This is a genomic window from Streptomyces sp. NPDC107550 (genome assembly GCF_055639095.1).
The window spans coordinates 208,523-221,281 of the sequence record NZ_JBVKBC010000006.1 but is presented as its reverse complement, the minus strand read 5'-3'; the positions used below and the strand labels follow the sequence as shown (position 1 = coordinate 221,281).

The 12,759-nt window shown below is 70.6% G+C and carries 10 protein-coding genes; 9 read left to right on the top strand and 1 reads right to left on the bottom strand.

The genetic code is table 11. The features are described 5' to 3' along the window. Positions 1-44 precede the first annotated feature (44 nt). The 9 genes from ftsW to ACZ7LY_RS11600 all read left to right on the top strand — a co-directional run bounded on the left by ftsW (position 45) and on the right by ACZ7LY_RS11600 (position 8,689). Positions 45-1,370, top strand: a complete 1,326-nt coding sequence (gene ftsW, locus ACZ7LY_RS11640) for a putative lipid II flippase FtsW (RefSeq protein WP_471624342.1) — start codon at positions 45-47, stop codon at positions 1,368-1,370. A 6-nt stretch (positions 1,371-1,376) separates the two neighbouring features. Then, positions 1,377-2,465 (top strand): undecaprenyldiphospho-muramoylpentapeptide beta-N-acetylglucosaminyltransferase, encoded by a 1,089-nt coding sequence (gene murG / locus ACZ7LY_RS11635; RefSeq protein ID WP_471624341.1) that lies wholly within the window; start codon positions 1,377-1,379, stop codon positions 2,463-2,465. Between the two features lie 46 nt (positions 2,466-2,511). Next, positions 2,512-3,309, top strand: coding sequence for a cell division protein FtsQ/DivIB (locus ACZ7LY_RS11630; RefSeq protein WP_471624340.1), 798 nt, complete (start codon positions 2,512-2,514; stop codon positions 3,307-3,309). A gap of 297 nt (positions 3,310-3,606) precedes the next feature. Continuing rightward, positions 3,607-4,836: a cell division protein FtsZ gene (gene ftsZ, locus ACZ7LY_RS11625; RefSeq protein ID WP_471624339.1), complete on the top strand. Its 1,230-nt coding sequence runs from the start codon at positions 3,607-3,609 to the stop codon at positions 4,834-4,836. A 31-nt stretch (positions 4,837-4,867) separates the two neighbouring features. Next, the gene (pgeF, locus tag ACZ7LY_RS11620; protein ID WP_471624338.1) at positions 4,868-5,599 is read left to right on the top strand and encodes a peptidoglycan editing factor PgeF; all 732 of its coding nucleotides are present in this window, start codon (positions 4,868-4,870) and stop codon (positions 5,597-5,599) included. A gap of 6 nt (positions 5,600-5,605) precedes the next feature. Then, entirely contained in the window at positions 5,606-6,334 is a 729-nt protein-coding gene (locus ACZ7LY_RS11615; RefSeq protein ID WP_471624337.1) for a YggS family pyridoxal phosphate-dependent enzyme, read from the top strand. A 123-nt stretch (positions 6,335-6,457) separates the two neighbouring features. Beyond that, positions 6,458-7,099: a cell division protein SepF gene (locus ACZ7LY_RS11610; RefSeq protein WP_471624336.1), complete on the top strand. Its 642-nt coding sequence runs from the start codon at positions 6,458-6,460 to the stop codon at positions 7,097-7,099. 74 nt (positions 7,100-7,173) lie between these two features. Further along, positions 7,174-7,458: a YggT family protein gene (locus ACZ7LY_RS11605; RefSeq protein WP_188339419.1), complete on the top strand. Its 285-nt coding sequence runs from the start codon at positions 7,174-7,176 to the stop codon at positions 7,456-7,458. A gap of 55 nt (positions 7,459-7,513) precedes the next feature. Next, positions 7,514-8,689, top strand: a complete 1,176-nt coding sequence (locus tag ACZ7LY_RS11600) for a DivIVA domain-containing protein (RefSeq protein WP_471624335.1) — start codon at positions 7,514-7,516, stop codon at positions 8,687-8,689. 296 nt (positions 8,690-8,985) lie between these two features. Here the strand turns inward: ACZ7LY_RS11600 and ileS are convergent, their stop codons facing one another. Further along, the gene (ileS, locus tag ACZ7LY_RS11595; protein WP_471624334.1) at positions 8,986-12,123 is read right to left on the bottom strand and encodes an isoleucine--tRNA ligase; all 3,138 of its coding nucleotides are present in this window, start codon (positions 12,121-12,123) and stop codon (positions 8,986-8,988) included. Positions 12,124-12,759: the final 636 nt, after the last annotated feature.

The window sequence follows — 12,759 nt, the reverse complement described above, 5'->3', positions numbered from 1 at the left end:
CGTGGCAGCGTTGACAGTCGGTACACGGTCGTCGGGGAGCGGCGATGCCCGGTAGCGCCGCCCGCACCGCCAAGCGCCCGCCCCGGGCGCCGCGCGGCACCGCCAGGGTCTACCGGACCCGCGTCGACCCCGTACGACGGCTGTACGGCCGGGTCCGCCGCGCCTGGGACCGGCCGCTCACGGCGTACTACCTGATCCTGGGCGCCGCGCTGCTGCTCACCGGGCTCGGGCTCGTGATGGTGTACTCCGCGTCCATGATCACGGCGCTCCAGAAGGGGCTGCCCAGCTCGTACTTCTTCCGCAAGCAGCTCGTCGCGGCCGTCCTCGGCTCGATCCTGCTCGTCGTCGCCATGCGGATGCCGGTCAAGCTGCACCGCGCGCTCGCCTACCCGATCCTCGCCGTCAGCGTCTTCCTCATGGCGCTCGTGCAGGTGCCGGGGATAGGGGTGTCGATCAACGGCAACCAGAACTGGATCTCGCTCGGCGGCCCGTTCATGCTCCAGCCCAGCGAGTTCGGCAAGCTCGCGCTCATCCTGTGGGGCGCCGACCTGCTCGCCCGCAAGCAGGACAAGCGGCTGCTCGCCCAGTGGAAGCACATGCTGGTGCCGCTGGTCCCGGTCGCCTTCCTGCTGCTCGGACTGATCATGCTCGGCGGCGACATGGGCACCGCGATCCTGCTCACCGCGATCCTCTTCGGCCTGCTGTGGCTCGCGGGGGCGCCGACCCGGCTGTTCGTCGGGGTGCTCTCGGTGGCCGCCGCGATCGGCGTCATGCTCATCAAGACCAGCCCCAACCGCATGGCCCGCCTCGCCTGCCTCGGCACCGCCGACGCCGGCCCCGGCGACATGTGCTGGCAAGGACTGCACGGCATCTACGCCCTGGCTTCCGGCGGACTCTTCGGTTCCGGCCTCGGGGCGAGTGTGGAAAAATGGGGTCAACTTCCCGAAGCGCACACCGACTTCATCTTCGCCATCACCGGTGAGGAACTGGGCCTCGCGGGGACGCTGTCGGTGCTCGCCCTCTTCGCGGCTCTAGGCTATGCGGGTATCCGCGTGGCCGGACGCACGGAGGACCCCTTCGTTCGATACGCCGCGGGAGGCGTGACGACGTGGATCACGGCCCAGGCCGTGGTCAACATCGGCGCGGTGCTCGGTCTGCTGCCGATCGCCGGTGTCCCCCTCCCGCTGTTCTCGTACGGGGGTTCCGCGCTGCTGCCGACCATGTTCGCCGTGGGGCTTCTGATCGCGTTCGCGCGGGACGAGCCGGCGGCGCGGGCGGCCCTCGCCATGCGGCGGACCCCGGCCGAGCGCGGGATGAGATGGAACACGATGCGACGGCGCGTCTCGGCGCGTTCGTCCGGAGAGCGGTGAATTTCGGTGCATGTCGTACTCGCCGGCGGGGGGACCGCCGGCCACATCGAGCCGGCGCTCGCCCTCGCGGACGCCCTGCGCAGGCAGGACCCGACCGTGGGCATCACGGCCCTCGGCACGGAGAAGGGGCTCGAGACGCGGCTCGTACCCGAGCGCGGCTACGAACTGGCGCTGATCCCGGCCGTCCCGCTGCCGCGCAAGCCCACCCCCGAGCTGATCACCGTGCCCGGCCGGCTGCGCGGCACCATCAAGGCGGCCGAGCAGATCCTGGAGCGCACCAAGGCCGACGCGGTCGTGGGCTTCGGCGGCTATGTCGCCCTGCCCGGCTACCTCGCCGCCAAGCGCCTCGGCGTGCCGATCATCGTGCACGAGGCCAACGCCCGCCCGGGCCTCGCCAACAAGATCGGTTCGCGGTACGCGGCCCAGGTCGCCGTCTCCACCCCGGACAGCAAGCTGCGTGACGCTCGTTACATCGGCATCCCGCTGCGCCGGACCATCGCGCTCCTCGACCGCGCCCAGGTGCGCCCCGAGGCCCGCGCCACGTTCGGCCTCGACCCGAACCTGCCGACGCTGCTGGTCTCCGGCGGCTCCCAGGGCGCACGCCGGCTCAACGAGGTCGTGCAGCGCGTCGCGCCCGTGCTCCAGCGCTCCGGCATCCAGGTGCTCCACGTCGTCGGGCCGAAGAACGAACTGCCGCAGGTGCAGCAGATGCCCGGGATGCCCCCGTACATCCCGGTACCGTACGTGGACCGGATGGACCTCGCGTACGCCGCGGCCGACATGATGCTCTGCCGCGCGGGCGCGATGACCGTCGCCGAACTCTCCGCCGTCGGGCTCCCGGCCGCGTACGTCCCGCTGCCCATCGGCAACGGCGAACAGCGGCTCAACGCCCAGCCGGTGGTCAAGGCGGGCGGCGGACTGCTGGTCGACGACGCGGAACTGACCCCCGAGTGGGTCCAGGGCAACGTCCTGCCCGTACTCGCCGACCCGCACCGGCTGTACGAGATGTCCCGCGCCGCCTCCGAGTTCGGCCGCAGGGACGCCGACGACCTGCTCGTCGGGATGGTGTACGAGGCGATCAACTCGCGTCGTTAGGGGCACCCCGCGCGCGGGGCGCCCATGGATGCAAAGGCAGGGGAACATGGCCGGATTCGCGCTGACGGATCGTGAAGACGCCGGGACGTCCGAGTCCGGCCCGCCCCCGCGCCGCCCCGGGCGCCCGCGCCGCCGGACCCTGGTCGTGGCGGGCGTGCTGCTCGTCCTGCTCGGGGCGGGAGCGATCTGGCTCCTGTACGGCTCGCAGTGGCTGCGCGTGGAGCGCGTCACGGTCTCCGGGACCCGGGTGCTCACGCCGGGCGAGGTGGGTCAGGTGGCGGCGGTCCCGGTCGGGGCGCCGCTGATTTCCGTCGACACCGGGGGCATTGAGGACCGGTTGCGCCGGAAATTGCCCCGAATCGACGCGGTTGACGTAGTGCGTTCCTGGCCGCATGGAATCGCGCTGAAAGTGACGGAACGTAAGCCCGTTCTGATTGCCGAAGACACCCGTAATGCGGGCAAGTTCGTCGAAGTCGACCACGAGGGCGTGCGTTTCGCCACGGTCGACAAGGCGCCCCGGGGCGTTCCCCGACTGGAACTGACCCCCGACCGCTCCGGTGCCGCCGCCAGTCTGCGACGCTTCGGGTCCGACCGGCTCGTGCGCGAGGCCGTACGGGTCGCCGCCTCGGTGCCACGCCCTGTGGCGCATGCCGCACGCACCGTCAAGGTCCGCTCCTACGACGACATCTCGCTGGAGCTGTCCGACGGCCGCGTCGTCGTGTGGGGGAGTTCCGAGAACGGCGCGGCGAAGGCCCGCGCGCTGACCGCTCTCCTGAAAGCCGCCCCGGGTGCCCGGCACTTCGACGTGAGTGTTCCCACCGCCCCTGCCTCATCGGGGAGTTGACGCACATCAGTGCAGGCCAGCACCCTGGTTGGGCATCGCTACGGCTGATCACATAGGGTGAAAAGAAAAACGGGAGGTTCGGCGTGTTCGTTGAACGGGCGCCACTTGTCGACTTAGTGTCAGGTTCGGAAGAGTCCAGGGAACAGACACACTGGTAACCCTAAACTTCAGCGTTAGGGTTCGGGTCGGCAGTCGACTAGTAGTCAACTAGGAGGCCGGACCGCCCCAATTCGGCATCAGTCGTCGCACCGTAGAAGCGAGGCGGCGACACGTAACTCGAGGCGAGAGGCCTTCGACGTGGCAGCACCGCAGAACTACCTCGCAGTCATCAAAGTCATCGGTGTCGGCGGCGGTGGTGTCAATGCCATCAACCGGATGATCGAGGTCGGTCTCAAGGGCGTCGAGTTCATCGCCATCAACACCGACGCGCAAGCCCTGTTGATGAGCGACGCGGACGTCAAGCTCGACGTCGGCCGTGAACTCACCCGCGGACTCGGCGCCGGAGCCAATCCGGCAGTCGGGCGCAAGGCGGCCGAGGACCACCGCGAGGAGATCGAGGAGGTCCTCAAGGGGGCCGACATGGTCTTCGTCACCGCCGGTGAAGGTGGCGGCACCGGCACCGGCGGCGCACCCGTCGTGGCCAACATCGCGCGCTCGCTCGGCGCCCTCACGATCGGTGTGGTCACCCGGCCGTTCACCTTCGAGGGCCGGCGCCGGGCCAACCAGGCGGAGGACGGCATCGCCGAACTCCGCGAAGAGGTCGACACCCTCATCGTCATCCCCAACGACCGGCTCCTGTCCATCTCGGACCGCCAGGTCTCGGTCCTCGACGCCTTCAAGTCGGCGGACCAGGTCCTGCTCTCCGGTGTCCAGGGCATCACCGACCTCATCACCACCCCGGGTCTGATCAACCTCGACTTCGCCGACGTCAAGTCCGTGATGTCCGAGGCGGGTTCCGCCCTCATGGGCATCGGCTCCGCCCGCGGCGACGACCGCGCGGTGGCCGCCGCGGAGATGGCGATCTCCTCGCCGCTCCTGGAGGCGTCCATCGACGGCGCCCGTGGCGTGCTGCTCTCCATCTCCGGCGGCTCCGACCTCGGTCTCTTCGAGATCAACGAGGCGGCGCAGCTGGTCAGCGAGGCCGCCCACCCCGAGGCGAACATCATCTTCGGCGCCGTCATCGACGACGCACTCGGCGACGAGGTACGGGTCACCGTCATCGCCGCCGGCTTCGACGGCGGCCAGCCGCCGAACAAGCGGGACAACGTGATCGGCTCGTCGTCGGTCAAGCGCGAGGAACCGGCCCCGGCATCGCGCCCGGCGCCCGCCCCCGAGCCCTCGCGCCCGGCCTTCGGCTCGCTCGGCAGCGTCACGCCGCGCGAGGAGCCCAAGCCCGAGCCCGTCGAGACCCCGGCGGCCCCGGCGAACGAGACCCCCGCGGTCCCGGTGACCCCGCCCCAGGTGCCCCGGCCGTCCTACCCGGACAGCCAGGCCGAGGAGCTGGACGTCCCGGACTTCCTGAAGTGACGTTCCGCGCTCTGATGGGGACGTCGACGCAGTGATAGGACAGCGCGAGAGCGCGAGCGGCGCGCACTTCGCCTTCACCGACCGGTGGGGCGGGGTGAGCGCCGCTCCGTACGAGGAGCTCAACCTCGGCGGCGCGGTCGGCGACGACCCCGCCGCCGTCCGCGCCAACCGCGCCCGCGCCGCGGCGGACCTCGGCATCGAGCCGGGCCGGGTGGTCTGGATGCGTCAGGTGCACGGCGCCGACGCCGCCGTCGTGGACGGGCCCTGGCCGGACGGGCAGGACATCCCGGCGCTCGACGCGATCGTCACCGCCCGGCGCGGACTCGCCCTCGCGGTGCTCACCGCGGACTGCACCCCGGTCCTGCTCGCCGACCCGGTCGCCGGAGTCGTCGGCGCGGCGCACGCCGGACGCCCCGGCATGGTCGCCGGCGTCGTCCCGGCCGCGGTGCGCGCGATGACCGGACTCGGCGCCGAGCCCGAGCGGATCGTGGCCCTCACCGGGCCCGCGGTCTGCGGCCGGTGCTACGAGGTGCCGGACGCCATGCGCGCCGAGGTCGCCGCGGTGGAGCCGGCGGCGTACGCCGAGACCAGTTGGGGCACGCCGGCGGTCGACGTGACCGCCGGGGTGCACGCCCAGTTGGAGCGGCTCGGGGTGCGCGACCGGCGGCGCTCGCCGGTGTGCACGCGGGAGTCGCACGACCACTTCTCGTACCGCCGCGACAAGGCCACGGGCCGGCTCGCGGGCTATGTCTGGCTGGACTGATACGACATGACGGACCTTCAGGGACGTAAGGAAGAACTCGCGTCGAACCTGGCGGCGGTGGAGGAACGTATCTCCGCCGCCTGCGCGTCCGCCGGACGCAAGCGCGAGGATGTGACCTTGATCGTGGTCACGAAGACCTACCCCGACACCGACGTACGGTTGCTCGCCGGACTCGGTGTGCGGCACGTGGCGGAGAACCGCGACCAGGACGCGGCCCCCAAGGCGGCGGCCTGCGCGGACCTGGACCTGACCTGGCACTTCGTCGGGCAGCTCCAGACCAACAAGGTGCGCTCCGTGGTCGGTTACGCGGGCGAGGTGCAGTCCGTGGACCGGGCCCGGCTCGTCACCGCGCTCTCCAAGGAGGCGGTCAGGGCCGGGCGCGAGGTCGGGTGCCTGATCCAGGTCGCGCTCGACGCGGACGAGGACGGGCGCGGCGAGCGGGGCGGAGTGGGACCCGGGGGAGTGGAGGAACTGGCCGCGCGCGTGGCCGAGGCCGAGGGTCTTCGGCTCGACGGACTGATGACCGTCGCACCCCTCACCGGGGCGTACGCGGGGCGGCCGCGGGCGGCGTTCGAGCGGCTCATGGATTTGTCGACTCACCTGCGCGTGGCCCATCCGGCTGCGAACATGGTCTCGGCAGGGATGAGTTCGGATCTCGAAGAGGCCGTGGCGGCCGGAGCGACACATGTGCGCGTCGGTACGGCGGTCCTCGGTGTCCGACCCAGGCTCGGGTAACGTCGCCAAGAAGTCGGACCACAGCAGAAAATATGGTCATTCTCGCTGATGAGCGAGGAGGCCACGTGGATCGCGGGCACTTGGTACGTCAGCCGATCCACCACAGAGCGGAGGACTCAGAGCATGGCCGGCGCGATGCGCAAGATGGCGGTCTACCTCGGCCTCGTGGAGGACGATGGGTACGACGGCCGGGGCTTCGACCCCGATGACGACTTCGAACCCGAGCTGGACCCGGAGCCAGAGCGTGACCGCCGACGGCACGAACCGTCGCATCAGTCACACGGTTCCCGTCCGGTGGAAGCGGACGAACCGGTACGAGCGGTGACACCGCCCGCACCCCGCGAGCCGGCGCGCCAGCCCGCTTCGCTCGCCGCTGAATCCGGACGTCCGGCGCGAATCGCCCCCGTGGCATCCATCACACCTGAACGTCAGAGCCTGGAGAAGAACGCACCGGTGATCATGCCCAAGGTCGTGTCCGAGCGGGAGCCCTACCGCATCACCACGCTGCACCCGCGGACCTACAACGAGGCCCGTACCATCGGGGAACACTTCCGTGAGGGCACTCCGGTGATCATGAATCTGACGGAGATGGACGACACCGACGCGAAGCGACTTGTCGACTTTGCCGCCGGTCTCGTCTTCGGTCTGCACGGCAGCATCGAGCGGGTGACTCAGAAGGTGTTCCTGTTGTCGCCTGCTAACGTCGATGTCACGGCGGAGGACAAGGCCCGCATCGCAGAGGGTGGGTTCTTCAACCAGAGCTGAGACGCAGCACTAGTTCGACGGCTCGCCAGTACTAGTCACGAGGCACGAGACACAGGGGAGAGGGAACCACCGACATGGGCGTGGTTTTGGATGTGGTCTACATCGCGCTGATGTGTTTCCTCATCGTGCTGATCTTCCGGCTGGTCATGGACTACGTCTTCCAGTTCGCCCGCTCATGGCAACCCGGCAAGGCGATGGTGGTCGTTCTAGAGGCCACCTACACTGTCACTGATCCACCGCTCAAGCTTCTGCGGCGGTTCATTCCGCCGCTGCGTCTCGGGGGCGTGGCGCTCGACCTGTCCTTCTTCGTACTGATGATCATCGTCTACATCCTGATCTCCGTCGTGAGCCGGCTGTGAGCGCGATGTCAACTACGGTCTTGCCGAATGCCGACGACAACGTTGAGGTGAAGAGATGCCGTTGACCCCCGAGGACGTGCGGAACAAGCAGTTCACGACCGTCCGCCTCCGAGAAGGCTATGACGAGGACGAGGTCGATGCCTTCCTCGATGAGGTCGAAGCCGAACTGACCCGTCTCCTTCGTGAGAACGAGGACCTGCGCGCGAAGCTCGCCGCAGCCACGCGCGCAGCTGCGCAGAACCAGCAGCAGGGCGGCATGCGCAAGGGCCCAGGCGGCCCCGAGGGTCCCGGTGGTCCCCAGGACCAGCAGCAGGGCCCCCCGCAGGGCATGCGCGGGCCCGGCGCCCCCGTGCCCGCCGGGATATCGGGTCCGCCGCAGCAGCAGCAGATGGGTGGCCCCATGGGCGGTCCGCCGCAGCTGCCGAGCGGTGCCCCGCAGCTTCCGGCCGGTCCCGGTGGCCACGGTCCCCAGGGCGGCCCGCAGGGTCCCGGCCCGATGGGTCAGGGTCCCGGTCCGATGGGCCAGGGCCACGGCCAGGGACATGGCCAGGGTCAGCTGAGCGGTCCGATGGGCGGCCCCATGGGCGGCCACGGCGGCCCGCCGCAGATGCCGCAGCCCGGTCAGGGCCCCGGTGGCGACAGCGCCGCCCGTGTCCTGTCGCTGGCCCAGCAGACCGCCGACCAGGCGATCGCCGAGGCCCGCTCCGAGGCGAACAAGATCGTCGGCGAGGCCCGCAGCCGCGCCGAGGGTCTTGAGCGTGACGCCCGTGCCAAGGCCGACGCCCTGGAGCGGGACGCGCAGGAGAAGCACCGCGTGGCCATGGGCTCCCTGGAGTCCGCCCGCGCCACGCTGGAGCGCAAGGTCGAGGACCTGCGCGGCTTCGAGCGCGAGTACCGCACGCGTCTGAAGTCGTACCTGGAGTCGCAGCTCCGTCAGCTGGAGACCCAGGCCGACGACTCGCTGGCCCCGCCGCGTACCCCGGCCACCGCCTCGCTGCCGCCGTCCCCGGCGCCTTCGATGGCCCCGGCCGGCGCGGGTGCCCCGTCCTACGGCGGCAACCAGTCGATGGGCGGCAACCAGTCGCAGGGCGGTCCGTCCTACGGCGGTCAGCAGCAGATGTCGCCCGCGATGACGCAGCCGATGGCTCCGGTGCGGCCCCAGGGGCAGCAGCAGATGGGGCAGGCGCCGTCGCCGATGCGCGGTTTCCTCATCGACGAGGACGACAACTAAGCGGCGAGCGTTACGCCTGAGGAGGCGTCGGCGTTCATTCAGGCCCTGGCCCGGATCGTTTCTGCGATCTGGGCCAGGGCCGTTTCGCTGCGCTGAGCTTGGCGGGGGGTGGGGGTTGATCGTGCTGGGTGTTGCTTGGTGCGGGGTGTTTTTTGTGGGGGTGGTGGGGTGAGGGTCGGTTTCTGGGTGACGGTGCGTCGTGGCTTGGCGCGCAGTTCCTCGCGCCCCTAGGGGGCTGGTCCCTGGGGGGGATGGGTGGGGCCCCACCTGTGGCGGTGGGGCCCCTGGCGTGGGGGTTAGGCCTTTTTGAGGTGGAAGGTCAGGCTCAGGGGCTCGTCCGTGAACGCGGGGCCGTACGTGTCGTCCGCCTCGCCCTGGGCGAAGTCCGTGGCGAGGACCTCGTTGGAGATCAGGCCCGTGTGCTCGGTCAGCGCCGAGATCACCGCCGGGTCCGTCGACGTCCAGCGCAGGGCGATACGGTCCGCGACGTCCAGGCCGCTGTTCTTGCGGGCCTCCTGGATCAGCCGGATCGCGTCACGGGCCAGGCCCGCCTGCCGCAGCTCCTCCGTCAGCTCCAGGTCGAGGGCGACGGTCGCGCCCGCGTCGGACGCCACCGACCAGCCCTCGCGCGGGGTCTCCGTGATGATGACCTCGTCCGGCGACAGCGTGATGGTCTCGCCGTCCACCTCCACCGACGCGTTCCCCTCGCGCAGGGCGAGGGAGAGCGCCGCCGCGTCCGCCTGGGCCACGGCCTTCGCCACGTCCTGGACGCGCTTGCCGAACCGCTTGCCGAGCGCCCGGAAGTTCGCCTTCGCCGTCGTGTCGACGAGCGAGCCGCCGACCTCGGACAGGGAGGCGAGCGAGGTGACGTTCAGCTCCTCCGTGATCTGCGCGTGCAGTTCCGGGGAGAGCGCGTCGAAACCGGACGCGGCGACCAGCGCGCGCGACAGCGGCTGACGGGTCTTGACGCCCGACTCCGCGCGCGTGGCACGGCCCAGCTCCACGAGCCGGCGCACCAGCGCCATCTGCGTGGACAGCTTCGGGTCGACCGCCGCGAGGTCGGCCTCGGGCCACCGCGACAGGTGCACCGACTCCGGCGCGTCCGGGGTGACCGGGACGACCAGGTCCTGCCAGACGCGCTCGGTGATGAACGGCGTCAGCGGCGCCATGAGCTGTGTCACCGTGACGACCACGTCGTGCAGGGTGCGCAGCGCGGCCTTGTCGCCCTGCCAGAAGCGGCGGCGCGAGCGGCGCACGTACCAGTTCGACAGGTCGTCGACGAACGCCGACAGGAGCTTGCCGGCGCGCTGGGTGTCGTACGACTCGAGCGCCTGCGTGACGTCGGCGGTGAGCTGGTGCAGCTCGGACAGGAGCCAGCGGTCCAGGACGGTGCGCTCGGCGGGCGCCGGGTCGGCCTCGCTGGGTGCCCAGCCCGACGTACGGGCGTACAGGGCCTGGAAGGCGACCGTGTTCCAGTACGTGAGGAGCGTCTTGCGGACGACTTCCTGGATGGTGGTGTGGCCGACGCGGCGGGCCGCCCAGGGGGAGCCGCCGGCTGCCATGAACCAGCGCACCGCGTCCGCGCCGTGCTGGTCCATGAGCGGGATGGGCTGCAGGATGTTGCCCAGGTGCTTGGACATCTTGCGGCCGTCCTCGGCGAGGATGTGGCCGAGGCAGACGACGTTCTCGTAACTGGACTTGTCGAAGACGAGGGTGCCGACCGCCATCAGCGTGTAGAACCAGCCGCGCGTCTGGTCGATGGCCTCGGAGATGAACTGCGCGGGGTAGCGCGACTCGAACAGTTCCTTGTTCTTGTACGGGTAGCCCCACTGCGCGAACGGCATCGAGCCCGAGTCGTACCAGGCGTCGATGACCTCCGGCACGCGCACCGCCTCGAGCGAGCAGCCCTCGTGCGTGCAGGGGAAGGTCACCGCGTCGATGAACGGGCGGTGCGGGTCGAGCTCCGACTGGTCGGTGCCGGACAGGCGCGACAGCTCCTCGCGGGAACCGACGCACGTCAGGTGGCCCTCCTCGCAGCGCCAGATGGGCAGCGGGGTGCCCCAGTAGCGGTTGCGGGACAGCGCCCAGTCGATGTTGTTGCTCAGCCAGTCGCCGAAGCGGCCGTGCTTGACCGTCTCGGGGAACCAGTTCGTCTTCTCGTTCTCCTGGAGGAGACGGTCCTTGACGGCGGTCGTACGGATGTACCAGGACGGCTGCGCGTAGTACAGCAGGGCCGTGTGGCAGCGCCAGCAGTGCGGGTAGCTGTGCTCGTACGGGATGTGCTTGAAGAGGAGGCCGCGCTCCTGGAGGTCCGCGGTCAGCTTCTCGTCGGCCTTCTTGAAGAAGACGCCGCCGACCAGCGGGACCTCCGGCCCGAACGTGCCGTCGGGCAGCACGGGGTTGACGACCGGCAGGCCGTACGCGCGGCAGACCTTGAGGTCGTCCTCACCGAACGCGGGGGACTGGTGGACGAGGCCGGTGCCGTCCTCGGTGGTGACGTACTCGGCGTTGACCACGTAGTGGGCCTCGGCCGGGAACTCGACCAGCTCGAAGGGGCGCTGGTACTTCCAGCGCTCCATCTCGGCGCCGGTGAAGGACTCGCCGGTCCTCTCCCAGCCCTCGCCGAGCGCCTTGTCGACCAGCGGCTCGGCGACGACGAGCTTCTCCTCGCCGTCGGTGGCGACGACGTAGCGCACCTCGGGGTGGGCGGCGACCGCCGTGTTGGACACGAGCGTCCACGGGGTCGTCGTCCAGATCAGCAGGGACGCCTGGCCGGCGAGCGGGCCGGAGGTCAAGGGCAGGCGGACGTAGACGGAGGGGTCGACGACCGTCTCGTAGCCCTGTGCCAGCTCGTGGTCCGACAGGCCGGTGCCGCAGCGGGGGCACCAGGGGGCGACGCGGTGGTCCTGGACGAGCAGGCCCTTGTTGAAGATCTCCTTCAGCGACCACCAGACCGACTCGACGTACGCGGGGTCCATCGTGCGGTACGCGTCGTCGAGGTCGACCCAGTAGCCCATGCGCGTCGTCAGCTCGGCGAAGGCGTCGGTGTGCCGGGTCACGGACTCGCGGCACTTGGCGTTGAACTCGGCGATGCCGTACGCCTCGATGTCCTTCTTGCCGTTGAAGCCGAGTTCCTTCTCGACCGCCAGCTCCACCGGCAGGCCGTGGCAGTCCCAGCCGGCCTTGCGGCCCACGTGGTAGCCGCGCATGGTGCGGAAGCGGGGGAAGACGTCCTTGAAGACGCGGGCCTCGATGTGGTGGGCGCCCGGCATGCCGTTGGCCGTGGGCGGGCCCTCGTAGAACACCCACTCGGGGCGTCCCTCGGACTGCTCCAGGGTCTTGGCGAAGATCTTCTGCTCGCGCCAGAAGTCGAGCACCGCGTGCTCGAGGGCGGGCAGGTCGACCTGGGCGGGCACCTGTCGGTACTGCGTCATCAGTCTTCCTCCGGCGGACGTGCTTCTCTCCGTCGGAGGGACGAGAGCCTGTGTGTCGTACGCCGTGTGCGGCGCGCTCCCGCGGTACCACCCTCCTTGGCCCTCCGGCGCGCGGGTGTGCGCTCCGGTGAGCCCCCTCATTGGGGTGCGATGCCGGGTCTACTCGCCGTCGCTCTCGCGGGCTGCGGCTTTCTTCCGGCGGCTCCGGGGTGATCTTCGCGTCGCGCTCGCCCCCGGGCTTCCACCGTCCCCGGATCGCTCTTGGCTGCGTACGCCGCTACTCGGCCCCATCCACGCTTTTCGCTCCGCCCAGTGTACGGCGCCCGCGGGGGCGCGGCGGACCGGTTTTCCCGGGGGTGCGGGCGGGCGCGGGGCGGGGGTGGGAGTGACCCGAATGGCCAGACGGGCGGTGGGCGCTCGCGCGGGTGCTGTACGGGGGCCGGCGGCGGGCGGGGCGTGGGGGTGCGGGGTGGTCGTGCGCGGCGGATTACCAGGCGGGGAGCGGGGCACAACGGATGCATGCCGGGTCGCTCGGGCGCTGTGCGGGGGCCGGGTGAGGGGGTGTGTGGGGGGCATAAGGGACGTTCGCCCCGTTGCCGCGGCCCTGAAGTCGATTTATCGTCCCAGCACGATTCG